Annotated in this window: 23 protein-coding genes; 13 read left to right on the forward strand and 10 right to left on the reverse strand. The window is 49.7% G+C overall.

Annotated features, from left to right (window positions below; translation table 11 throughout):
* Positions 1-5: 5 nt before the first annotated feature.
* A complete protein-coding gene (gene msrC / locus EHT25_RS27005) occupies positions 6-491 on the forward strand; it encodes a free L-methionine (R)-S-oxide reductase MsrC (RefSeq protein ID WP_124878486.1) in 486 nt (161 codons plus the stop codon).
* Between the two features lie 29 nt (positions 492-520).
* Here msrC and mnmC2 read toward each other — a convergent pair whose 3' ends face one another.
* Positions 521-1,198 carry a tRNA (5-methylaminomethyl-2-thiouridine)(34)-methyltransferase MnmC2 gene (gene mnmC2, locus EHT25_RS27010; RefSeq protein WP_124878487.1) on the reverse strand — a complete coding sequence of 226 codons (678 nt, stop codon included), beginning with the start codon at positions 1,196-1,198 and terminating at the stop codon, positions 521-523.
* Positions 1,199-1,228: 30 nt separating this feature from the next.
* On the opposite strand from mnmC2, the gene EHT25_RS27015 reads away from it, so the two are divergent.
* Positions 1,229-1,702, forward strand: coding sequence for a DUF4293 domain-containing protein (locus EHT25_RS27015; protein ID WP_124878488.1), 474 nt, complete (start codon positions 1,229-1,231; stop codon positions 1,700-1,702).
* A gap of 111 nt (positions 1,703-1,813) precedes the next feature.
* Here EHT25_RS27015 and EHT25_RS27020 read toward each other — a convergent pair whose 3' ends face one another.
* Positions 1,814-2,791, reverse strand: coding sequence for a KpsF/GutQ family sugar-phosphate isomerase (locus tag EHT25_RS27020; protein WP_124878489.1), 978 nt, complete (start codon positions 2,789-2,791; stop codon positions 1,814-1,816).
* An 87-nt stretch (positions 2,792-2,878) separates the two neighbouring features.
* Between EHT25_RS27020 and recQ the strand changes: the two genes are divergently transcribed.
* The 3 genes from recQ (at position 2,879) to EHT25_RS27035 (ending at position 7,813) form a co-directional block, all read left to right on the forward strand.
* Positions 2,879-5,089, forward strand: a complete 2,211-nt coding sequence (gene recQ / locus EHT25_RS27025) for a DNA helicase RecQ (protein WP_124878490.1) — start codon at positions 2,879-2,881, stop codon at positions 5,087-5,089.
* Positions 5,090-5,194: 105 nt separating this feature from the next.
* Positions 5,195-6,484, forward strand: coding sequence for a phosphoribosylamine--glycine ligase (gene purD, locus EHT25_RS27030; RefSeq protein WP_124878491.1), 1,290 nt, complete (start codon positions 5,195-5,197; stop codon positions 6,482-6,484).
* A 111-nt stretch (positions 6,485-6,595) separates the two neighbouring features.
* A complete protein-coding gene (locus tag EHT25_RS27035) occupies positions 6,596-7,813 on the forward strand; it encodes a PSP1 domain-containing protein (protein WP_124878492.1) in 1,218 nt (405 codons plus the stop codon).
* Between the two features lie 52 nt (positions 7,814-7,865).
* Here EHT25_RS27035 and EHT25_RS27040 read toward each other — a convergent pair whose 3' ends face one another.
* Positions 7,866-8,165: a Dabb family protein gene (locus EHT25_RS27040; RefSeq protein WP_124878493.1), complete on the reverse strand. Its 300-nt coding sequence runs from the start codon at positions 8,163-8,165 to the stop codon at positions 7,866-7,868.
* Positions 8,166-8,225: 60 nt separating this feature from the next.
* Positions 8,226-8,945, reverse strand: coding sequence for an RluA family pseudouridine synthase (locus EHT25_RS27045; RefSeq protein ID WP_124878494.1), 720 nt, complete (start codon positions 8,943-8,945; stop codon positions 8,226-8,228).
* A gap of 192 nt (positions 8,946-9,137) precedes the next feature.
* Between EHT25_RS27045 and EHT25_RS27050 the strand changes: the two genes are divergently transcribed.
* Complete coding sequence (locus EHT25_RS27050; protein WP_124878495.1) at positions 9,138-9,689, forward strand: DNA-3-methyladenine glycosylase I; 552 nt, start codon at positions 9,138-9,140, stop codon at positions 9,687-9,689.
* 3 nt (positions 9,690-9,692) lie between these two features.
* Here the strand turns inward: EHT25_RS27050 and EHT25_RS27055 are convergent, their stop codons facing one another.
* The 4 genes from EHT25_RS27055 to EHT25_RS27070 all read right to left on the reverse strand — a co-directional run bounded on the left by EHT25_RS27055 (position 9,693) and on the right by EHT25_RS27070 (position 13,257).
* Positions 9,693-10,727, reverse strand: coding sequence for a sensor histidine kinase (locus tag EHT25_RS27055; protein ID WP_124878496.1), 1,035 nt, complete (start codon positions 10,725-10,727; stop codon positions 9,693-9,695).
* 16 nt (positions 10,728-10,743) lie between these two features.
* Entirely contained in the window at positions 10,744-11,448 is a 705-nt protein-coding gene (locus tag EHT25_RS27060) for a response regulator transcription factor (protein WP_124878497.1), read from the reverse strand.
* 202 nt (positions 11,449-11,650) lie between these two features.
* Positions 11,651-12,253 (reverse strand): hypothetical protein, encoded by a 603-nt coding sequence (locus EHT25_RS27065; RefSeq protein ID WP_124878498.1) that lies wholly within the window; start codon positions 12,251-12,253, stop codon positions 11,651-11,653.
* Between the two features lie 158 nt (positions 12,254-12,411).
* The gene (locus EHT25_RS27070; protein WP_185731509.1) at positions 12,412-13,257 is read right to left on the reverse strand and encodes an SdiA-regulated domain-containing protein; all 846 of its coding nucleotides are present in this window, start codon (positions 13,255-13,257) and stop codon (positions 12,412-12,414) included.
* Between the two features lie 67 nt (positions 13,258-13,324).
* Here EHT25_RS27070 and EHT25_RS27075 point away from each other — a divergent pair, with 67 nt between their 5' ends.
* The 3 genes from EHT25_RS27075 (at position 13,325) to EHT25_RS27080 (ending at position 15,271) form a co-directional block, all read left to right on the forward strand.
* On the forward strand, positions 13,325-14,461 hold the full coding sequence (locus tag EHT25_RS27075) for an AI-2E family transporter (RefSeq protein WP_124878500.1): 1,137 nt from the start codon (positions 13,325-13,327) through the stop codon (positions 14,459-14,461).
* A 91-nt stretch (positions 14,462-14,552) separates the two neighbouring features.
* Positions 14,553-14,726 carry a hypothetical protein gene (locus tag EHT25_RS32535; RefSeq protein ID WP_221622341.1) on the forward strand — a complete coding sequence of 58 codons (174 nt, stop codon included), beginning with the start codon at positions 14,553-14,555 and terminating at the stop codon, positions 14,724-14,726.
* Entirely contained in the window at positions 14,723-15,271 is a 549-nt protein-coding gene (locus EHT25_RS27080) for a hypothetical protein (protein ID WP_124878501.1), read from the forward strand. Before EHT25_RS32535 ends, EHT25_RS27080 begins: the two co-directional genes overlap by 4 nt.
* A 1-nt stretch (position 15,272) precedes the next feature.
* Here EHT25_RS27080 and EHT25_RS27085 read toward each other — a convergent pair whose 3' ends face one another.
* Both EHT25_RS27085 and EHT25_RS27090 read right to left on the reverse strand, forming a co-directional pair.
* Positions 15,273-15,902 carry an LON peptidase substrate-binding domain-containing protein gene (locus EHT25_RS27085; RefSeq protein ID WP_124878502.1) on the reverse strand — a complete coding sequence of 210 codons (630 nt, stop codon included), beginning with the start codon at positions 15,900-15,902 and terminating at the stop codon, positions 15,273-15,275.
* Position 15,903: 1 nt separating this feature from the next.
* Positions 15,904-16,377, reverse strand: a complete 474-nt coding sequence (locus tag EHT25_RS27090) for a gliding motility lipoprotein GldH (RefSeq protein ID WP_124878503.1) — start codon at positions 16,375-16,377, stop codon at positions 15,904-15,906.
* Positions 16,378-16,574: 197 nt separating this feature from the next.
* Between EHT25_RS27090 and EHT25_RS27095 the strand changes: the two genes are divergently transcribed.
* The 4 genes from EHT25_RS27095 to EHT25_RS27110 are packed head-to-tail and all read left to right on the forward strand — an operon-like array spanning position 16,575 to position 20,798.
* Entirely contained in the window at positions 16,575-16,937 is a 363-nt protein-coding gene (locus EHT25_RS27095; RefSeq protein WP_124878504.1) for a BlaI/MecI/CopY family transcriptional regulator, read from the forward strand.
* A 2-nt stretch (positions 16,938-16,939) separates the two neighbouring features.
* A complete protein-coding gene (locus EHT25_RS27100) occupies positions 16,940-18,649 on the forward strand; it encodes a M56 family metallopeptidase (protein ID WP_124878505.1) in 1,710 nt (569 codons plus the stop codon).
* 21 nt (positions 18,650-18,670) lie between these two features.
* On the forward strand, positions 18,671-19,792 hold the full coding sequence (locus EHT25_RS27105) for a hypothetical protein (RefSeq protein ID WP_124878506.1): 1,122 nt from the start codon (positions 18,671-18,673) through the stop codon (positions 19,790-19,792).
* Positions 19,793-19,823: 31 nt separating this feature from the next.
* Positions 19,824-20,798: a hypothetical protein gene (locus EHT25_RS27110; protein ID WP_124878507.1), complete on the forward strand. Its 975-nt coding sequence runs from the start codon at positions 19,824-19,826 to the stop codon at positions 20,796-20,798.
* Positions 20,799-20,838: the final 40 nt, after the last annotated feature.

Raw genomic sequence — 20,838 nt, forward strand, 5'->3', positions numbered from 1 at the left:
TTCGAATGGCTGAAACGCTTGTTCTTCCAAAAACCGCTCAACGGCAGGAAATCTACGAAAGTCTGTTACCCCAACTTCAGGCTCTGACCGAGGGCGAACCGGATCTGGTGGCCAATCTGGCGAATATTTCGGCAGCTTTAAAAGAAGCGTTTGGCTTTTTCTGGATCGGTTTTTACCTCAAAAAAGACAATCAACTGGTTTTAGGCCCGTTTCAGGGCCCCATTGCCTGCACCCGGATCGATTTTGGCAAAGGCGTTTGTGGTGCGAGCTATTCGCGAAAAAAAACCATTCTGGTGCCCGACGTCGAGCAGTTTCCGGGACATATTGCGTGTAGCTCCGATTCGAAGTCGGAAATTGTCGTACCGGTTTTTGACAAAACCGGCGAAGTTGCGATGGTGCTGGACGTCGACAGCGACCAGTTGAATGATTTCAGCGAACTGGACGTGCAGGAACTGGAGAAAGTTGCCGCGCTGATTACTTCCTTTTTATAAAACCGGTCGTAAGCGTTTAAAACCGTCCGTTACAGTCGAATGGCCCGCAGGACATCCCGCTTGTGGGCCGGCCCCCGGTGTTTTTCGACCAGAAAACCGGCGGCTCTCAGATTCCACTTCACCGAACTTTTCGAGCAGTATGTCGTCAGCAAACCACCCTGTTGCATCATTGCGGCCAGTTGTTCGAAAATTTCCTGGGTCCAGAGTTCGGGTTGCGCTTCCGGCGCAAAGGCGTCGAAATACACCAGATTATAGCGGTTTGTGGTTTGGAAATCCTGCAAACGACCTTCGTATTTTACCAAATCGAAAACCGGCGTAATCGACACCGGGCGGTTCCAGGGCGCTTCGTGTAAAGGCTTTAGGTAGTGGCAATTCAGTAATGTGTCAAAATTAAGTTCGCGGGCCTGTTCCATCGAAAGCGGGTGTGTTTCCACCGCCGTATAGGTGACAGTGCGCTGGTTTTTCTCGGCTTCCAGTAACGTCAGTAAGGCATTCAAACCGGTGCCAAATCCCATTTCGAAGACGTTGATCTGTTCGAACCGCTCAAAAGCCGCATAGAGGCCCAGTTCCAAAAAAATCCGCTGAGACTCCTGCAAGGCGCCAAATACGGAATGGTAATGCTGGTTAAATTCCGGATTGAAGACCGAACTAGAACCGTCGGAGGTTAGAACGATGCGAATTTCTGTTTTCTTTTCAGGATTCCTCATGTATCTTCGCAAACTCAAAAAAATGATACTATGCTTCAACGCATCCAGACTATATTTCTGTTACTGATCGTCATTTCCATGGGCGTCGTTCTCGGTTTCCCCATTTGGGAAAAAGCCGGTGTTGGCCCAACCGAAACCGCACGATTGACCGCTTTCCAACTGGTGTATACGCAGGGAACCCAGTCGCAGATTACACCGGTTTACTACCTCGCCCTGATGGCGCTGGTGGTTGCGGGCGTTTCGCTGTTTACCGTTTTCAAATTCCGAAACCGGTTGTTGCAAATGGGTCTTTGTGCCGTCAACGCCATTTTACTGACTGCCATTATGGGTTTTATTCTCTATCTGACGCTCTACAAAGGCAAGGATTTCTTCAATCCGGATGATCAGGGTAATTTCCTGTTTGGTTTTTTTGCCATTGTTGCGGCTCTGATTTTCAATATGTTAGCCAATCGTTTCATCCGCCGGGACGAAAAACTGGTCCAGGAGTCGAATCGTTTGCGCTAGTTTGAATTTTAATTAACAATGAACCGCGCGGGCGGCCCCGAATGAACAATTAACAGGCTGGCGCAAGCACTTCATTATTAATTATTCATTGTTAATTGCTGCGTATGCAGCTCAAACCAGTCCTTCTTTCAGCAAATCGTGCAGGTGGATGAAGCCTTTGATCTGGTTATCGAGGGCGACAATGAGTTGGGTAATGCTGCGTTCCTGCATGATTTTGAGAGCGTGGGTGGCGTATTCGTCGGGATTGATGCACAGGGGCGAGGGGGTCATAATGTCGCAGGCCCGCAGGTGATCGAGTTGCAGGGAGTTGAAACGCTTGAGCATCCGTCGCAGATCCCCGTCGGTGATAATCCCGACCAATTGGCCGTTTTCATCGGCAACCGCCGTGGCTCCCAGCCGTTTGGAAGTCATTTCCAGAATGACCTCGTGGATGGTCGCGCCGGGCGAAACGGTTGGAATTTCGTGATGTGGATAAATATCACTAACTTTTAGGTACAACTTTTTCCCCAACGAACCACCGGGGTGAAAGCGGGCAAAATCCTGACTGGTAAAACCCCGGGCGTTGAGCAGACTAACCGCCAGCGCGTCGCCGAGCGCCAGGGCAACGGTGGTGCTGGTGGTCGGAACCAGGTTGAGCGGGTCGGCTTCGTGTTCGGCGTAGGCTTTCAGTACAAAATCGGCCTGAACGCTGAGATAGGAATTCGTTTGGGACACGAGCGCGATCAGGGGTATACCGGTGCGTTTCAGGAGTGGAACAAGCACTTTGATTTCGGGCGTATTGCCACTTTTAGAGATGCAGATGACCACATCATTGGACTGAATCATGCCCAAATCGCCGTGAATGGCGTCGGCAGCATGCATATAAAGGGCGGGAGTTCCGGTCGAGTTGAGGGTTGCAACAATTTTTTGTCCAATTATTGCACTCTTTCCGATGCCGGTAACGACAACCCGGCCGGAAGTTTGTAGAATTGTATCGACAATCTGTTCAAACTGGTCGTCAATACCGTCGATGGCGAGCCGGATTGCTTCCGATTCTGCCAGCAGAACGTTTCGGGCCGTCGATTGAATATTTTTTTTTACTAATTTCAATGTTGCTTTTGTCAATCGGTTTTTAACTAATTTTATAAAGGCAAAGATACAACCAAATAATGTGTAGTAACCTTCCGCAATTTTGAGATGACGACGACGCAGTTAGACCCATCGGTACAGGTATCTCTAAAAGAGAAGCTGAAAGATATATTTGGATTCAGCCAATTCCGGGGTGACCAGGAGGCCATTATTCATAATATTCTGGCGGGTGTGAATTCCTTTGTGATTATGCCTACGGGTGCCGGCAAATCCTTGTGCTACCAGCTTCCGGCCATTTCGTCGGAGGGAACGGCCATTGTTATTTCCCCCCTGATTGCCCTGATGAAAAACCAGGTCGATCAAATGAATGCCTTTGGCATTAACGCCCAGTTCCTGAATTCGACGCTGAGCAAGGCCGAAATGACGAAAGTCAAAAAAGATACCCTCAATGGTTCGCTGAAGTTGCTCTACATCGCGCCCGAATCGCTGACGAAAGAGGAAAATCTGGATTTTCTGAAAAAAGCCAATATCTCATTCGTCGCCATCGACGAAGCGCACTGTATTTCGGAATGGGGACACGATTTCCGCCCGGAATACCGCAAAATCCGGGGCATTATCGACAACATCGGCAATCTGCCGGTGATTGCCCTGACGGCCACCGCCACGCCCAAAGTACAAATGGACATCCAGAAAAACCTGCAAATGGAGGATGCCCACATTTATAAAACCTCTTTCAATCGCAAGAATCTCTACTACGAAATCCGCCCGAAAGCCGATGCCAAAAAGCAACTGATCCGGTACATCAAAAACAACAAGGGGAAATCCGGAATTGTCTATTGCCTGAGCCGGAAAATGGTGGAAGAAATTGCGGAGTTGCTGAATGTCAACGACATCAAGGCGCTGCCGTACCATGCCGGGCTGGATGCGCAGACGCGGATGCACAACCAGGACGCGTTCCTGAACGAAGACGTCGACGTGGTGGTGGCAACGATTGCCTTCGGAATGGGCATCGATAAACCGGATGTGCGGTTTGTGATTCACTACGACGCGCCGAAGTCGCTGGAAGGCTATTACCAGGAAACCGGTCGGGCGGGCCGCGATGGGCTGGAAGGAAACTGCCTGATGTTCTACAGCATCGACGATATTGTCAAACTGGAGAAGTTCAACAAAGACAAGTCGGTTACCGAGCGCGACAACGCCAAACACCTGTTAATGGAAATGGTGTCGTACGCGAATCTGGGGGTTTGCCGTCGCCGGCAGTTGTTGAGCTATTTCGGGGAATATCAGGAAAAGGATTGCGGTTTTTGCGATAATTGCATGAAACCGACCGAAAAGTTTAAAGCCCAGGACGAAATCGTGCTGGCACTTCAGGCCGTGGAGCAAACCGAACAGCGTTTTGACACCGCGCACCTGGCCGACGTGCTAACCGGTACTGAAAATCAATACATTACCAGTTACGAACACCACAACCTACCGGTTTATGGCAAAGGGCTGGAGTTTAACGAAACCGTCGAATTCTGGTGTTCGCTCATCCGGCAAATAACAATTTATGGTTATCTGGATAAAGATGTCGATAATTACGGCGTTCTGAAACTTTCGAAGAAAGGCCAGAATTACATCAATGACCCGTATTCCATCACACTTTCAAAAGATCATAACTACGAAGTCGACGAAGAAAAGGCCGAAGATGAGGACAAGGAGAGCAATCTATCGTCGGGCAGTGCCTACGATGAAGCCCTGCTAGGGCTGCTTAAGGCACTTCGTAAAAAGATCGCCAAGGAGAAAAACCTGCCGCCGTACGTCATTTTCCAGGATCCGTCGATGGAGGAAATGGCCACAACGTATCCGACCACCCGGGAAGAAATGGCCCAGATCAACGGGGTCGGAATGGGCAAGGTGGTCAAGTTTGGAAAACCGTTCATTGACCTGATTGCCAAATACGTCGAGGAAAACGACATCGAGACGGCAAAAGACGTCGTGGTGAAGTCGATGGTCAATAAGTCGAAGGTCAAGATTTTCATCATTCAGCAGATTGACCGGAAGGTCGATCTGGAAGAGATTTCGGAGTCGAAAGGCCTGACGATGGAAGATTTGATTGAAGAAATCGAACACATCTGTTATTCCGGTACGCGCCTGAATCTGGATTATTACATCAACCAGATCATGGACAACGACCGGCAGGATGATATTTACGATTATTTCATGCGGGCCGAAACCGATAACATCGGCGTGGCCATGCGGGAATTTTCTAATGATGATTATTCGGAAGAAGAGTTGCGGTTAATGCGTATTAAGTTCTTATCAGAAGTAGCTAATTAATTCTGAACGATGATTTCAGTGATTAAAATGATAAAAAATGATTTTACGAACGTGATTCATCATCGTTCATCATTTTAATCACCGGAATCATCGTTCGAAACTTTTATGAATATACTAATCCTTGGTTCGGGCGGAAGAGAACATGCATTTGCCTGGAAACTAGCGCAAAGTCCGCTGTGTAGCAAACTGTTTGTTGCACCTGGTAATGCCGGTACCTCCTTAGTCGCCACGAACCTGCCTTTTGCGTTCAACGATACGGAAGCGGTTGCGCAGGCCATTCAACAACATGAAATCGATTTACTGGTAATCGGACCCGAAGAACCGCTGGTCAAGGGACTGGTCGACAGCCTGCGAGCCAAGAAAAAACTAGCCAAGTTGCGGATTGTTGGCCCGGATCAGCAGGGCGCTCAACTCGAAGGCAGCAAGGATTTTTCCAAACAATTCATGCAGCGGTACGGCATTCCAACGGCCGCTTCGCGGACGTTTACCGCCGAAACGCTGGAAGAGGGCCTGGCCTACCTGGAGAGTCACCAATTGCCTATTGTTTTAAAAGCCGACGGTTTGGCGGCTGGGAAAGGCGTCATTATTGCCGAAACCGTTGCCGAAGCCCGCTCCACCCTGACCGACATGCTAACCGGTGGCCGGTTTGGCGAAGCGGGGAATAAAGTTGTCATCGAGCAATTTCTCAAAGGGATAGAGTTATCGGTTTTTGTATTGACCGACGGCGTGAACTACAAGATTCTGCCCGAAGCTAAAGATTACAAACGCATCGGCGAGGGCGATACGGGCCCGAATACAGGTGGGATGGGGGCGGTTTCGCCCGTGAAATTTGCCACGGCTAAGTTTTTGAACAAGGTTGAAGAGAAAATAGTAAAACCGACGTTGGCGGGGCTCCAGAAGGAAGGCATTCGGTACCAGGGCTTTATATTTATCGGCCTGATCAATGTCAAGGACGAACCGTACGTTATTGAGTATAATGCCCGCATGGGCGACCCGGAAACGGAAGTCGTTCTGCCGCGGATTCAAAATGATTTTGTTGAATTAATGATGGCGACGGCCGATGGTGAACTGGATAAAATACAGCTACAGATTTCACCGCAAACCGCTGTTACCACCGTCGTCGTGTCGGGAGGCTACCCGGACACGTACGAGAAAGGCAAGTCGATTACGGAACTCTCCATTCTGGAGGATGTGACGGCCTTTCATGCCGGAACCAAACCGGGCTTTAACGGTCACGTGCTGACCGACGGGGGCCGGGTATTGGCATTAACGGCCATTGCCAATTCACTCGAAAACGCGGTCATGAAGTCGCAGAAAGCGGCCCGTGCGGTGCAATTCGAGGGTAAATATTACCGGAAGGACATCGGCCTCGATCTCCTCCGGTACCAGGACTGAGTTGAGAGTTAAAAGGTAAGAGTTAAAAGGTAAGAGTTCGCGGACGCACGCTATGGCTCTTATTTTTTAATTCTTAACTCTTAACTCCTAACTCTTAACTATATAAGGGTTATGGGATGCAAATCATGTACGACCGGGGGGTGCGGGACGAAAACCGCAGCCGGAACCGTGGGCGGATGTAAAAATAATGGGGCCTGTGGCACCGGTGGTTGCAATAAAATGAATGTGTTCGACTGGCTGAGCAACATGGAGACGCCCTCCACGCGCCGGTACGATGCCGCTGTCGAAGTGAAATTCAAGGGGGGACGGAAGGAATATTACCGCAACCCGCACCAGATCGACCTGACTACGGGCGATTTCGTCGTTTGCGAAATGCAAACCGGTTACCACATCGGCTGTGTGTCGCTCCAGGGCGAACTGGTTCGCTTGCAGATGATGAAGAAAAACATTCCGTTTTCCGACGATCTGAAGGTCATTCACCGGGTTGCTTCGCAGAAAGACCTGGAAAAACACGAACAGGCCATCGCCCGCGACCTGACGACGATGTACCGCACCCGCGAAGTGGTGAAGGAACTGAAGCTGAACATGAAACTGTCGGATGTGGAGTATCAGTCCGATAATACCAAAGCGACCTTCTATTATTCCTCCGACGAGCGGGTCGATTTCCGGGAACTGATCAAGATTCTGGCGGCCGAGTTTAAAATCCGGATCGAAATGCGGCAGATTAGTCTGCGGCAGGAAGCCGGACGGCTGGGCGGTATTGGCTCCTGTGGCCGCGAATTGTGCTGCTCGACCTGGCTGACGGATTTCAAAAACATCACGACCTCGGCAGCCCGTTATCAGAATCTTTCCCTGAACCCCAGCAAGTTATCAGGGCAATGCGGCCGGTTAAAATGCTGTCTGAACTACGAACTGGAAACCTACGTGGACGCATTGCGCGATATTCCGCAGGTTGAAAAACCGCTCGAAACCCAGAAAGGCCGCGCGTCGCTTCAAAAAACCGACATCTTCCGGCGGATCATGTGGTTTGGTTATAGTACGGAAAGTACGTGGTATCCGCTGCCCATCGCGCGCGTCATGGAAATTCAGGAGTTGAACAAAAAAGGAGTTATTCCCGAATCGTTCGATTTGCTGGAACCAGTGGCCGAACGGAAAGATAAAGAAGCTGCCAAAGGGCTTACATCGCTGAACAGCGATTTGGAAAAACTGGACAAAAAATTCAGTGACCGCAGCGATCGGAAGAAGAAACGGAAAAAGAAAAAACCGTCATCGGGCGGTGATCCGGCGGCTTCGAATGGCCGTCAGAATCAGAATAAGGAGAAATCCTAAACGAGAAAACCCGGTCAAGCACCGGGTTTTCTCGTTTTATACGATCCGGATTTTATTCCTCCGCATCATAAATCTGAACCCGGTTCCAGTACCGGGCGCAGTCTTCCACAAATTTCACGTGAATCGGATCTTCCTGATACGCATCATGAGCCGCCAGGTCCTTAAAAATGTACGTCAGCGACCAATCGTACGAATGATCGATCACGGGACGGCGCGTTTCGGCCGGTTTTCCAATGTACAGGGCTTCAAAATGCGTGATGCTTTTGAGGGTTTCGAGTCCGGCACGGAGGGCCTGGCGATCGTCGTCGCTGTCGGGATTCGTGAGCCAGAAATAAACGGTATGAACCAACATGTTTCTATTTCGACCGGTTCGCCGGTACGGTTTTGTGGTAACTCCAATTGAGCCTGAAAACTAACTATTTTTCTCCAACTGCTTCACCAGTACGTCGAAATCTTTCGGATAAGGGGCTTCAAAAACCGTGCGTTCCCCGTTAAGCAGCGTAAACGTCAGCGAGCGGGCGTGCAGCGCGACGCGCTGAATCAGCGACTGTTCTTCGGTGTCTTTTTTCAGATTGAACTTGCGTTTCAGATCCGACAGAAAAACCGGTTTCCCGCCATAAGTCGGATCGTTGGCAATCGGGGCTTTCAGGCACATCAGGTGTACCCGAATCTGGTGCATCCGTCCCGTAATCGGCAGGCATTCCACCAGCGTGTGCATCCGGTACACTTGCAGCGTATTGAAAATGGTTTCGGCGTCTTTGCCTTTCTGTCGGTCGATTCTCACCGCCGTGCCGTCTTTGATGGGCGAAATGGGCAAATAGACCGAAATGCCTTCAAAATCGTGAATACCGTCCACGACAGCATGGTAGCGTTTGGTCACTTCCCGGTGTTCGAACTGCATGGCCAGGTGGCGGTAAGCGGCCGGGTTTTTCGCGATCGCCAGAATGCCGGACGTGCCTTTGTCGAGCCGGTGGCCGAGTTGCGCGTCGGCATGGTAGGCTTTGGCTAACCGCAAAATACTCTGCGACTTATCGGCGTTCCGTTCGTCGAGCGAGGCAATGTTGGCTGGTTTATTGATTAAAATATAATCGTCGTTCTCAAAAACAATCAGATCTTCAAAATTCAATTTCATGCTGCAAATGTCCTGAACTACAGAATGCGATCCAAGCCGAAAGAGTTCAAAGTATAAAAACCGGACTTGTGGCCGTTGTCCAACAAATGTTGTTGGGAGCAAAGCTGAGTCGGAAAGAACTTAACCCAACGTTTGAAAGTTAAAACTAATTAAAAACCTGCCACAATTTACGTCGTAAACCGATCCGAAACCATGTCCTACTGCCGCGCCATTGAAACCATGACCGCCGACCGAAAAGCGCTCCACAAAGCGTATCACGATCACCTGTACGGTTTTCCGATCCACGACGACAACGAGCTTTTTTGTCGATTGGTGCTGGAAATCAACCAGGCCGGGTTGAGCTGGGAAACCATTCTGAAAAAGGAAACCGGTTTTCGAAACGCGTACGATAATTTCGACATTCAGAAAGTAGCGGCCTATACCGATGCCGACCGCGAACGACTGCTGGGCGATTCCGGAATCATTCGCAACCGGCTGAAAGTCAATGCCGCCATCGAAAACGCCCGAACCATTCAGCAACTGCAAAAAGACCACGGATCATTTGAAAAATGGCTGGAATGGCACCATCCTAAAACCAAAGAAGAGTGGGTGAAGCTGTTCAAAAAGACGTTCCGGTTCACGGGTGGCGAAATCGTGAATGAGTTTTTGATGAGCATCGGCTATTTGCCCGGCGCCCACACCGCCGACTGTGCAGTGTATCGGAACGTGCTGGAAGCGAAACCGTTGTGGGCTAACCGGGTTTAGCGATCACTCCGCTTTGTCGAGTTTGAAACTGAACGTCGTGCCTTTATCCGGTTTGCTCATCACCGTGATTTTCGATTTGTGGGCGTTCAGGATGTGCTTCACGATGGCAAGTCCCAAACCGGTGCCGCCCCGTTCCTTCGAACGACTTTTGTCGACGCGGTAAAACCGCTCAAAAATGCGGTTGAGGTGTTCGGGCGGAATACCGGGGCCATTGTCGCGCACCAGAACGTTGTAATGCTTTTTTTCCGTTTCAAAACTCACCAGCACTTTGCCGCCGTCGTTCCCGTATTTAATCGCGTTTTCGATCAGATTCGTCAACACCTGCGTGATGCGTTGCGGATCGGCTTTCACCAAAACCGCACCGGGCTGATCGGTTTTGATTTTCAGGGATGTCTGGCGGGCGAGGGCCGTATTTTCCAGTTGTTCAAATACTTCCAGCGTAATCTGATACAGATCCACCGGCTCAAAATGCATCTTCACTTCACCGGTTTCCAGTTGCGACAGCGCGACCAGATCTTTCACCAGCGCATCCAGCCCGTCGAGGCTTTTAGCGGCTTTGGCCAGAAATTTATCCCGGACTTTTTCATCGTCAACGGCGCCGTCGATGAGCGTATGAATGAAGCCCTGCGCGGCAAAAACCGGGGTTTTCAATTCGTGGGATACATCGGCCAGAAACTCGCGCCGGAACTGCTCGAGCCGCCGGAGTTCTTCGATTTCCTTCTGTTTGCGGGCGACGTAGACAAAAATCTCGTCGTTCAGTTTCTTGAACGGATTGTTGTTTTTGATGAGCGTACTTCGCGAAATCGTAAAATCCTTGATGCGCAGTTTGTGGATGGTTTTATACATTTTGTTTACCTCGCGATAGACCAGGATTTCGATCGTGTAGAGAATCAGGAAGAACGAGACGATCAGGGAAGAAATGGCTACCACAAACAGCATACTGCGCGTGACGCCCTCCACAAACGTCAGAAATACGGCAGTCAGGGCCGAAATCAGACCGGCCAGCAGAAACGCAATAACACGGGGGCTAAGCGACATGAAGTAAAGTTAGGAACTAAACCTCATCATTGAACATGTACCCGACGCCTTTCAGCGTTTTGATGTAGGTTTCACCGATTTTCTCCCGCAGTTTGCGGATGTGTACATCGACCGTGCGTTCGAGAACGTAGATATCGACGCCCCAGATTTTTTGAAGAAGCTCCTCGCGACCAAACACTTTGTTGGGTGACAAGGCCAGGAAAAACAGGAGTTCAAACTCCTTTTTGGGCAACACGACGGTTTTGTCGCCGGTTGTCACGGTGTAGTTTAGTCGGTTGATGGTCAGACCGCCGATTTCAATTTTATCGCCCGGATCGGCTTTCTGGGCTTCGCGCCGGAAGAGGGCGTTGATGCGGCTCATCAGCGCCCGCGGTTTGATGGGCTTCGTAATGTAGTCGTCGGCCCCGATTTCAAAAGCGGCTACTTCCGAATATTCTTCGGAGCGGGCGGTCAGATAGAGAATAAACGTTTGGCGCAGATCGGGCAGATTGCGGAGTTGGCGGCCGGTTTCGATGCCGTCGAGTTGCGGCATCATGATATCGAGCAGCACCAGTTCCGGAACGAACGCGCGGGCCGTATCGAGGGCTTTGCGGCCATCGGGAGCGGTGCGAACGTCGTAGCCTTCTTTTTCCAGATTGTATTGCAATAGCTCGACAATGTCCGGATCGTCGTCGACAACCAGCACACGGTGAAGTTGTTGAGCAGTTTTTGCGGCACTCATTCGGCAGGTTTGTTGTGTAATTTGACCCGAAGTTACGCGCTGTGTCAGCAATTTTACGAAGTTAACTCGATTGTTAACAAAAAGATAACACGGAATGAGGTTAAAAAATGGGGGTTAGTAGATTGGAAAAAGCGGTACAAAAATGAAGCCAATCCCATAGCCACTGACAGACTGAGGATGTGAGCTTAAACCATTTTGCGGATTACTGTTTTACGAGGTCAATTCGCTCAACACCCCGGTTAAAGCCGTGCCAAACCATCGCCGGTTTTCCAGCACTAATTTCCAATGAAAAATTATCGTCAATTAAACCAAGGTCTTTTAGGAAGGCTTCTTCAGGCTCCACGATATGCGAGCCATTGGGAAAGCGATACTGAAAAAGAAAGATTCCCTGAGGTCCTTTTCTATTGACCAGCCAGCTAAAATCAGCCCGCAAATCGAACTGAACCGGGTATGTTTTCCCGCCGTATTCAAGCGTGCCATCGTATTCTCCTCTTCGAAGATCTCTGGGAATACTCCGGGGAACAGCCGCCGGTTGAATGGTCAGTTTGGCTAAGTTCAGGAAAGTACTGTCTCCGGTGAGTTTAACATACGTACGGGTGTAGAGCCTGGGGTTATGCTTTACCAACACTTTTTGGAGTGTCCAGGTGCCTACGATCTGAGGAGCCAAATCCTGCATAAGCTCAATACTAACCTGATCATAATCAACTTTAGAGACAACCGGTTTGGGTATTGTAATATCCTTTCGCGTGCATTCGCTGCAAAATAAGCCAACGGTTGTCAGAAAAAAGAGGAAGGTTTTTTTCATGATATCAACATCTTAAGGGAAGACTCACAAAAACTTTTCGAGTATTTAACTGTAAACGGGGGTTATAGTTATCCAACTATAAAAAATGCAGTATGGATAGTAGCAAGTCGGCCTAAAGTTTGGATACAAAAGGCATGGGTTTATGTAGCCAGTTTTCGTCACTTTTTCCGAATCGAATACATTTTCCCCCGTTCATTCGTCATGACCAAATCTGTGTTGTTCACAAAGGTCAGCCCTTCGGTTTGCCCGCGTGGAACTCGCAGGCAGCGCGTCGGGTGTTGAAAATTGATCCGACCGGTTTGCTGCTCAAACAGGAAAATCTTGCCGTAGGTCAACACCGCCAGCGTCCGGCCGTCGGGGCTGAGGGCCGCATCCGTCACCATCGTTTTCAGGAAAACGCTGTCAAGAGGCAGCAGGGCGTAGTCACCGGCTTGGGCCGGAAGACGATATAAGTTGACAAACCGCTGGGGTTCCGACCGGTTTTTCGATACGAGGAACAAACTGTCTTTTGTCGCAAAAAGGGCTTCACTGTCGAAATTACGCGTATCTTTCGATGCCGGGAACGTTTTCTGATTGGCGTAATGAAACGTAATCTGCTGAAAATCGTTAGGGTGAGTAGGGTCAATCCGGTAAATCTCAAGCTGGCGTCGCGCGTTAGAATTATTGCCGATGTCGCCGATGAACAAAACCGTTGAGTCCTGATTAGCCAGCGCTTCCCAATCCCGGTTTTTCAGCTTGGGCAGCGGCAACGAATCGACGAGCGAACCGTTGCGGGCGACTTCGTAAAGTGTGGGGCGGCCTCCGCTGTCGTTGTGCGTCCAGAACGTGTTGCGACCGGCACGATACGTCAACCCCGAGCTTTCGTTGACGACGGCAGCCAGCCGCCCAATCCGCGAGACTTTATAGTGGGAACGTCCGCTGCGAAAACCGCTGCGTTTGTTCTCGGTATGACACGTACATAGTGCCACCTTGAGCGAAAACAAGAAGAGAAGAAAGGAGTTCATTCTAATAGATTTCGGTTTTCGGCCCGGCGAAAACCGTATACCGAAAACCATATACCGCGCCAAAAATATGGAAAACAAAGTACCCGAAGTCAATTTGCCATCGTACGTTCGGTTTGCCTGCATCATGATCGTGCTGACGATTCTGGTTTACTGGCTGTCGGCCATGCAGGAACTGATCGTGCCGCTGGTTTTTTCAATTCTGTTTGCCATGATTCTGTACCCAATCAACCACCGGCTCGAGCGCTGGCGGGTGCCGCGCGTGGCCGCCATTCTGATCTGTCTGGTGATTCTGATTGGCTTTTTTTACCTGCTTTTTTACCTGGTTTCCCTGCAAATTTCCAGTTTTACGAGTGAAGCACCCAAGCTGCTGGAGCGTGGCAATCAAATTCTGGATAAACTGCAGACCTTCGGGGAAGACCGGTTTCACATCGAACGGTCGAAAATGGTTTCCGAAGCCCGGAGCTATGTTAACAACCTGATTCGCGAAAGCGGTTCCTTTTTGACGTCAACCTTGCTGGCGACCACGAATACGCTCTCAACGATCTCGATTGTGCCGCTGTACATTTTCTTTTTGATGCTGTACCGCGATTTTTTCCGGTCGTTTTTTTACAAAGTATTTACCAGCACGAAGCGGGCGAAAATCGACGTCGTTTTTGGCCGGATTTACACCGTCGTCAAAGATTATCTGGTTGGGCTGGTGCTGGTTATTGTCATTGTCGGCGTTTTGAACACTGTCGGGCTGCTGATTTTAGGCATCGATTATGCGGTTTTCTTTGGTTTTCTGGGCGCATTCATGATCCTGATTCCGTACATCGGGATTCTGATCGGGTCGCTGTTGCCGGCTTTGTTTACGCTGCTGACCCACGAAAATCCGCTGGTGGCTTTAGGTGTGATCGGTGTCTTTTCGTTCGTGCAGATTCTGGAAGGTAACTTCATCACGCCTTACATTGTCGGCTCGAAAGTCAGTATCAATCCGCTGGCCGCCATTATCGTGTTGTTACTCTGGGGACAGCTCTGGGGGGTTACCGGCCTGATTCTGGCGCTGCCGATGACCGCGATCCTGAAAGTGATTTTCGACGCCATCGAACCGCTGAAACCGTACGGTTTCCTGATCGGTGAAGCCGAACGCCAGAAAACCAGGCCACTGAACGTGAAGGAGTTCACCGATAAACTGCCGAAGAAAGTCAAGGATTTGGTGGATTGAAGAAAGGCAGCTAATTTAATGTCTTGTTTTTTTATCTTTTTGTAAAAAAAGTGAAAGTATGCCAAACGATGTGCAATTTCAGGTTGGGAAGATGAATAAAGATCCACGTCACATGAGCGAGAAGGAACTGGATCAATGGCAAATTCAATGTGCGGAAAACGCACGTAACTATCTCTTTTCCATTGGTCAACCGCTGGTGTATAAGCGCCCGGATGGCCACACGGTTGCTGAATACCAGAATGGGCAGATTCTGGTTGTTCGATGACGATTTATCTCATTGCCGGTCCGCCCGGTATTGGGAAAAGCACCAATGCCAAAGAATTCATTCCAGTTGGAATACCAATCATCGATCAGGATCTGGCCGCTTACCAATACAAAAAGAGGGGTTTTACCGATTATCAGGATATTGCGTCTTTAACTACTAATCAAAAAACACGGGAATTTCTTATCAATAAAGAAGATTTCGCGCTGGAACTGAATTTAGGCTTTCCGTCACATTATGCTTATTTGAAGTCCATTGCCGCCTTTGACTGGTCAAACCAGATCAATCTGCTATTGTTTTTCACCGATGATCTGAACCTGTGTATCGACCGGGCTAAAATTCGTCATTTAAGTGGAGGACATGAAGTTAAACAGGAAATCATTGAAGAAATGTATGCCAGTACTATCCCGTTGTTTAAAGAAAACAAATCGCTGTTTCACGGTATACGATTGCTGGACGTGAGTGATTCGGCAATTATCGAGCACACGGCAAATCGTTCTGATCTCCCGGATTGGATCGTAATGAATGGATTTCAGATTTACCTTTAAGTTAAAACTTCAACGGATCCAGATTTTTGAAATGACCATTCATTTTAATGCGGTCTTTGGTGCGTTCCATTTCCGAAACCACAGGCAATACACGGTTAAGGTGACGGATCAGCATGCGCTGGCGCTCGTTTTCGGTAGCCAGCGTGAGCAATTCGTATTCTTCCTCAACCGATAACCCGATTTTGTGGGCCTCCCGAAACGACAGGAGGGGAGACTCCTCGTCGATTTCCGATTTGGTCTGGAGCAAATGGTACAGCCGGACCAGCTTGACGGTTAATTCATCGAGATGATCGCCCATTTCGGGATCAATTTCCACCACCTGAACCTTACCTCCTGAATACAGCTTACCCGGCGACGGATTTTCGAAATTGACAATCCGGAATACCCGCAAGCCTTTCGTTTTAATGTCCATCCGGCCGTCTTCGTAGCGCTTGTGCAAAGTCGTCACGCTCATTTCGGTGCCATAACCGGGCAATTTGTTGTTGATAAACGCCGGAATGCCAAAGGTGCACTCTTTTTCCAGGCATTCATTGATCAGTTGCCGGTAGCGTTCTTCGAAGATGTGCAGATTCAGGTCTTCGTTGGGATAAACCACCAGATTGAGCGGGAACAGAGGCAGGTAAATTTCCATACTACAAATCTTTTTCCACCGTCACACCCACGCTGTAAATCTCCGGCAGGGGGTTCTGGCGCATGTATTGCCGCAACCGGATGGTGTATTTTCCGCTGCGGGAAAACCGGTATTTTTTCATCATGCTGATCCGGTGATCGAACAGATCGCCCAGGCCGTCGCCATACGGTTTTCCGGTTTTCGGGTCCAGCAACGTCAATTCATCCTGTTTCGATTCCAGCATTTTTCCGGTTTCATCCAACAAATAACGACGAATGTACAGGTTGTAGTACGGATACGAAACGCTGTTGCGGATGTTGTAATAAATGGAATACGTGGCCGTCGTATCTGCGATCTCAAACGTGAACTCCGGTGTATTGTTGATATACCACGTGCCATCTTTGATGTCGTCGATGCCTTTATAAACCGCATTTTCGTCGCAGCCAGCGAGCAGCAGCCACAAACCGGCCAGTAATCCCACCTGTAATTTCTTCATGTAGCGTAACCCGTCTTTGTACAAAACTACGACCGGCGCGCGTAGATTCAAATCAAACCGAATGCGGATTCGCCAGAATAAAAAACTATGAAAATAGTTTGCAAACTACGCGATTCGTTTTATATTCGTTATTAATGCGTTGGGCACGGTCAGCCCCCCGGTTTTGCCGGGTCAAGTATTAACCTAAAACAAGCGCGATGGAAAAGTTAACTGCCAAGGAAGAAGAGATCATGCAGGTATTGTGGAAAGTGGAACAGTCTTTTGTGAAAGACATGCTGGCCTATTTTACCGACCCGCCCCTCCACTACAATACCGTTTCGACCATCATCCGAAACCTGGAAGAAAAAGGGTATGTGGGCCATCAGGCCTACGGCAACACGCACGAATATTACCCGATCATTACGAAAGAAGACTACCAAAACCGCTTTGTTTTGAAGAAGGTTGTGTCTGATTATTTCGATGATTCCTACAAAAATCTGGTGAGCTACTTTGCCAAAAAGGACAAAATTTCGGTGGATGAGTTGAAAGAAATCATTACAATGATCGAGAAAGGGCAGTAGCCATGAGCCTCCTGATTTACCTCCTGCAAGCGGGCCTGATTCTGGCGGTGCTAACGCTCTGCTACCGGCTTTTGCTCCGCCGGGCTACCTGGTTTGGGCTGAACCGCTATTTACTCGGATTGAACGTTATACTGGCGCTGGTGCTGCCGTTGGTCGAATTACCCGATTTCCGGCCCGCACCCGTGCGCAATCTGGTTCAGCAAACCGTGCCGAATTTTCGGGTCCTGGACTGGTCAAAGCTGAAAGCAGCTCCGGCTAATCCGGTGGTTCAAAAACCGCAAAAACAGGCACCTGATGCGTTTCTGATTGCCTCGCCGGAAGCAGTTTCGCTCAACTGGCGGCAGATGGTGCTGTGGGCTTATTTGGCGGGGGTAATCTTTCTGGGAGGGCGGCTATTTATTCAAATTGCGTCACTTGTTCGTCTGATAATTCGGTCGGAACGAACGTGGCAGGAAAACGTCTGGCTGGTGGTGAATGCGGACGTGAGTGCCCCGTTTTCGTTTTTTCACTGGGTGATTCTGAACCCGGATTTGTACGAGCCCGACGAGTTCAATCAGATTCTGGCGCACGAACGCGTCCACTGCCGGCAGTGGCACAGCCTGGATATGCTGCTGGCCGAATGGCTGCGGATTGTCTTCTGGTTCAACCCGTTTGCGTGGTGGCACCAGCAACTGGTTCAGGAAAATCTGGAGTACCTGGTCGATCGGGAAGTACTGGCGGAAGGTGTCGAAAAAAAAGCGTATCAATATTACCTGCTGAAAGCCAGTCTTTCCGGCGAAAGTCCAATTCCGGTTCGCCCCGCGACCAACTCGTTTAATCAGCCGCAGTTGAAAAACCGGATTTCGATGATGAACCGGCCCCGGTCGAACGGTGGCTGGCAACTGTACCTGTTTTTTTGCGTCGTCGTCACCCTTTCCTGCTCGGCGTTTACGGTTCCCAAAATTGTTTCGCGCTATGTGGTCGACAATCGGTACGGCGTTTTCGGGCTGATTACGGCGGTGACGACGGTGCAGGATCTGGAAGTGATGAAGGCGGTTTTTGCGGATAAAGGCTTTGGCATGCGCTATCAGGCCGATATCAATCCGTCGGGCCAGATCGATCACATTTCGGTCGAAGTAAAAAACGGCAATCAGGTGGTGGCGCGGGCGCTGAATCAGATTCCGCCGTTCGTGATCACGGCGGTTCAGCCGAATCCGTCGAAGCCGTTCGTGGTGCAGACCACGCGCCGGGTGATGCAATTGCCCGACACCCTGTTCTCGATCTGGGAACACGAAAAACCGGTGGTGGTGCTCAACGGCCGCGTTCTGAATCTGCGGCCGGGCCAGCCGTTCGGGTTTGGGTCGGTGGCGGATTACAAGCGAACTGTGCTGACGGCGCAGGAAGCTACCAAACGGTTTGGCAAAACCGGGCAATACGGTGCCACGACGATTGACGGGAAAATTCTGGATGCGGTTTTTGCCGCCAACCCGGACGTCATGGCGATGGGCCGCCAGCTGCTGTATAAAAAAACGCTGGCCCCCGAGCAACTCACGCAGTTTACATTTCTGGTCGACGGAAAACCGGGTTCGTACCGGGAGTTTCGGGAACTGCGGGCCGACGACAAGATTTCGGTAGCGGTTTTTGATAAAAATTCGGCGGGGAGCGTCAAACCCGCTTTTACGACCAAAGGGCTGGTGGTGGTGACGACCAAACGGCAATTGCTGGCCGAATAAACCTTTTCCCGAACACACCTTATGAAACCGAAAATGCGATCTCCGCAACGCCCGGAGCAGTTCCGTTTCGTCAATCGGTTCGGTGCTCATTTTCTGAAAAACCGCATTCAGATGATGAACAACGCGGCCAAATCCCGCCGGTCGTGGGCGGTTTATGTCCTTTTGTTTGCGGTGACCGGTTTGGTCACGACGATGGCTGCGGTGGAGAAACAGAAAAAACAGCCGCTGACCTGGGTAAAGAAAAAATCGGTTTCAACACCGACTCTCCAATCAGTCATTAGTCCTGCGCCGGTTGTGGAGAAAACTGTTCCGGTCGGTGATCCCAAAATCCCGGAAAAACCGGTTGCAGAATTGGTAGAAAAACCGGCGGAAACGCCCACCGTTTTGCCTGATAACGCCCCGATTGTGGATGAAGTAGCGGTTCCTGAAACCAAACTGCAAAGCCGGTATGTAATCCGGAAAGACAATATGCTGTATTGGGTCATTACACCCAGAATGTCGTTTAATGAACTCAACGAACTGAAGAAAACGATTGAAAGTGAAACGTTATTTACGTTTGATTTTACACAAATCAAGTTTGATCCTTTTCAGGTCTATATCGATATCATTGGTGTCAATGTTCATAAGGAAAAAGGCAGCGCAGGTTCCACCGGCGGAGGAGCCGAGAGTGACGAACCAATCAAGTCGATTGGCGGCTATTTAACCGATAAAGGTTCGCTGGGAATTGGCAGAGCGAGTGGAAATAATTTCGGAATGCCGGAGGCTTTGGAACGGCTTGTGAAAGAAGATGAAGAAATTATTGCGAAACTGGTTGAAGCAAAACGGATCGAGTATTTGATTCTGAAAACGAAGAAGACCGGAGTGGGTAGCAGCAGCACAAACGTAGAAGGCCAATGGCTGCGTGATAATCCCGGTCGCCGAAATGAGGGCCTTGGCGTTTTTGTTACGCCGGAAAACCGCGTTCAACTCTATCATCCGGAAAATGTAACCGTGATGATCGACGGAAAAGAAGTAAAAGCTGAGGAAGCTACCTATCTCAATCCGAAGCAATTGCATACGGTTATTGTGACGGATTTGCCGGACAATGCCGCCGGACCGGGCCGGAAAAAACGCTACGTCCAGCTTTTTCTGAATCAGTGGTAAGAAATCAAGTCCGTTTTGTAATGAGTTGGCCATGAAAACCACAAAACCGTATCGCTACTCGTTCACCAACCGGTTTGAATCCGGCGGGTTGAAAACCCGGATTTTGATGATGAATCAGGCCCGTTCCGACGAAGCCTGGTGGCGGTATGCCTTGCTTTGGGTAGCAACGGTTTTGGTGATGATGGCTTGCCAGAATTGGGAGAAAACAGATGAGCCAGTCGTGACCAGCCGACGCGGTTTCCCACTCGTTAATCCAACACGCGTATTGGTCGATCAGATAGAAACCGGTGCCGCCTGGGGCCGGTTGCTGACGTATCACCAAAAGAAAAGCCAGGGCCGATCCGAATCCGTACTCGAATACGGAGAACCGTTTATCGTCGGACTAAAAAACGAGGTTCTGACGCTGGGTGAGCCCTACAAAGAACAAACGCTGATTTACATAAACGGCAAAGAAACGTCGGCGGCTCTGCTGGCTAAACTCAACGTCGACTACATCGAGGAATTTTTTGTGCTGCACCAATTTGACGGAATTGACAATCCGGATCCCAAACCGTATCGTATATTAATACAGATCAGCGAAAAAGCCATCGACCGGTTGCCGGGCCGTTCCCAATTCGTCGCGCTGTTGGAAGCTTCGGCTATTTCTGACCATCCGTTGGGTATTTCGCACACGTATTCAATGAATAATGTACTCGAAGCCACCTTTTTCGGTTACAAGGACGTATTTGTGAAACGGCTGAAAAACCAGCATCTGAAAGTTCAGGATGAGTTTATGAACGATATAACGGTTTACATCAACGGCATTCCGGTGGACACCAAAGAGGTGGAAACCGTGCATGTCCGCGAGGTCGACAAACTCTATACCAGCGAACGACCGTATACGAAGTGGCTGCGGACTGAAAAACGCGAAAGCCGATATCTGCTTTTTATCAAAACCGCACCTAAACGAGCCCAGCGCGACAGCAGTTACTACGTGTTCAGTCCGTTTTATTCCGGTGATTTTTAACGCTTTGCGACATTCCGTGCATCTAATCTTTCTTTTTCTT

This window comes from Larkinella rosea, from assembly GCF_003858635.1.
Taxonomy (GTDB): domain Bacteria; phylum Bacteroidota; class Bacteroidia; order Cytophagales; family Spirosomataceae; genus Larkinella; species Larkinella rosea.

Bases quoted from the DNA above. Each gene is read 5' to 3' on its own strand.
- recQ (WP_124878490.1), top strand. From the start codon at position 2,879: ATGACGACGACGCAGTTAGACCCATCGGTACAGGTATCTCTAAAAGAG.
- EHT25_RS27035 (WP_124878492.1), top strand. From the start codon at position 6,596: ATGGGATGCAAATCATGTACGACCGGGGGGTGCGGGACGAAAACCGCA.
- EHT25_RS27065 (WP_124878498.1), bottom strand. From the start codon at position 12,253: ATGAAAAAAACCTTCCTCTTTTTTCTGACAACCGTTGGCTTATTTTGC.
- EHT25_RS27090 (WP_124878503.1), bottom strand. From the start codon at position 16,377: ATGAAGAAATTACAGGTGGGATTACTGGCCGGTTTGTGGCTGCTGCTC.
- EHT25_RS27015 (WP_124878488.1), top strand. From the start codon at position 1,229: ATGCTTCAACGCATCCAGACTATATTTCTGTTACTGATCGTCATTTCC.
- EHT25_RS27050 (WP_124878495.1), top strand. From the start codon at position 9,138: ATGTCCTACTGCCGCGCCATTGAAACCATGACCGCCGACCGAAAAGCG.
- EHT25_RS27095 (WP_124878504.1), top strand. From the start codon at position 16,575: ATGGAAAAGTTAACTGCCAAGGAAGAAGAGATCATGCAGGTATTGTGG.
- EHT25_RS27080 (WP_124878501.1), top strand. From the start codon at position 14,723: ATGACGATTTATCTCATTGCCGGTCCGCCCGGTATTGGGAAAAGCACC.
- EHT25_RS27075 (WP_124878500.1), top strand. From the start codon at position 13,325: ATGGAAAACAAAGTACCCGAAGTCAATTTGCCATCGTACGTTCGGTTT.
- EHT25_RS32535 (WP_221622341.1), top strand. From the start codon at position 14,553: ATGAATAAAGATCCACGTCACATGAGCGAGAAGGAACTGGATCAATGG.
- EHT25_RS27060 (WP_124878497.1), bottom strand. From the start codon at position 11,448: ATGAGTGCCGCAAAAACTGCTCAACAACTTCACCGTGTGCTGGTTGTC.
- purD (WP_124878491.1), top strand. From the start codon at position 5,195: ATGAATATACTAATCCTTGGTTCGGGCGGAAGAGAACATGCATTTGCC.
- EHT25_RS27045 (WP_124878494.1), bottom strand. From the start codon at position 8,945: ATGAAATTGAATTTTGAAGATCTGATTGTTTTTGAGAACGACGATTAT.
- EHT25_RS27110 (WP_124878507.1), top strand. From the start codon at position 19,824: ATGAAAACCACAAAACCGTATCGCTACTCGTTCACCAACCGGTTTGAA.
- EHT25_RS27085 (WP_124878502.1), bottom strand. From the start codon at position 15,902: ATGGAAATTTACCTGCCTCTGTTCCCGCTCAATCTGGTGGTTTATCCC.
- EHT25_RS27100 (WP_124878505.1), top strand. From the start codon at position 16,940: ATGAGCCTCCTGATTTACCTCCTGCAAGCGGGCCTGATTCTGGCGGTG.
- EHT25_RS27105 (WP_124878506.1), top strand. From the start codon at position 18,671: ATGAAACCGAAAATGCGATCTCCGCAACGCCCGGAGCAGTTCCGTTTC.
- EHT25_RS27070 (WP_185731509.1), bottom strand. From the start codon at position 13,257: ATGAACTCCTTTCTTCTCTTCTTGTTTTCGCTCAAGGTGGCACTATGT.
- mnmC2 (WP_124878487.1), bottom strand. From the start codon at position 1,198: ATGAGGAATCCTGAAAAGAAAACAGAAATTCGCATCGTTCTAACCTCC.
- EHT25_RS27055 (WP_124878496.1), bottom strand. From the start codon at position 10,727: ATGTCGCTTAGCCCCCGTGTTATTGCGTTTCTGCTGGCCGGTCTGATT.
- EHT25_RS27040 (WP_124878493.1), bottom strand. From the start codon at position 8,165: ATGTTGGTTCATACCGTTTATTTCTGGCTCACGAATCCCGACAGCGAC.
- msrC (WP_124878486.1), top strand. From the start codon at position 6: ATGGCTGAAACGCTTGTTCTTCCAAAAACCGCTCAACGGCAGGAAATC.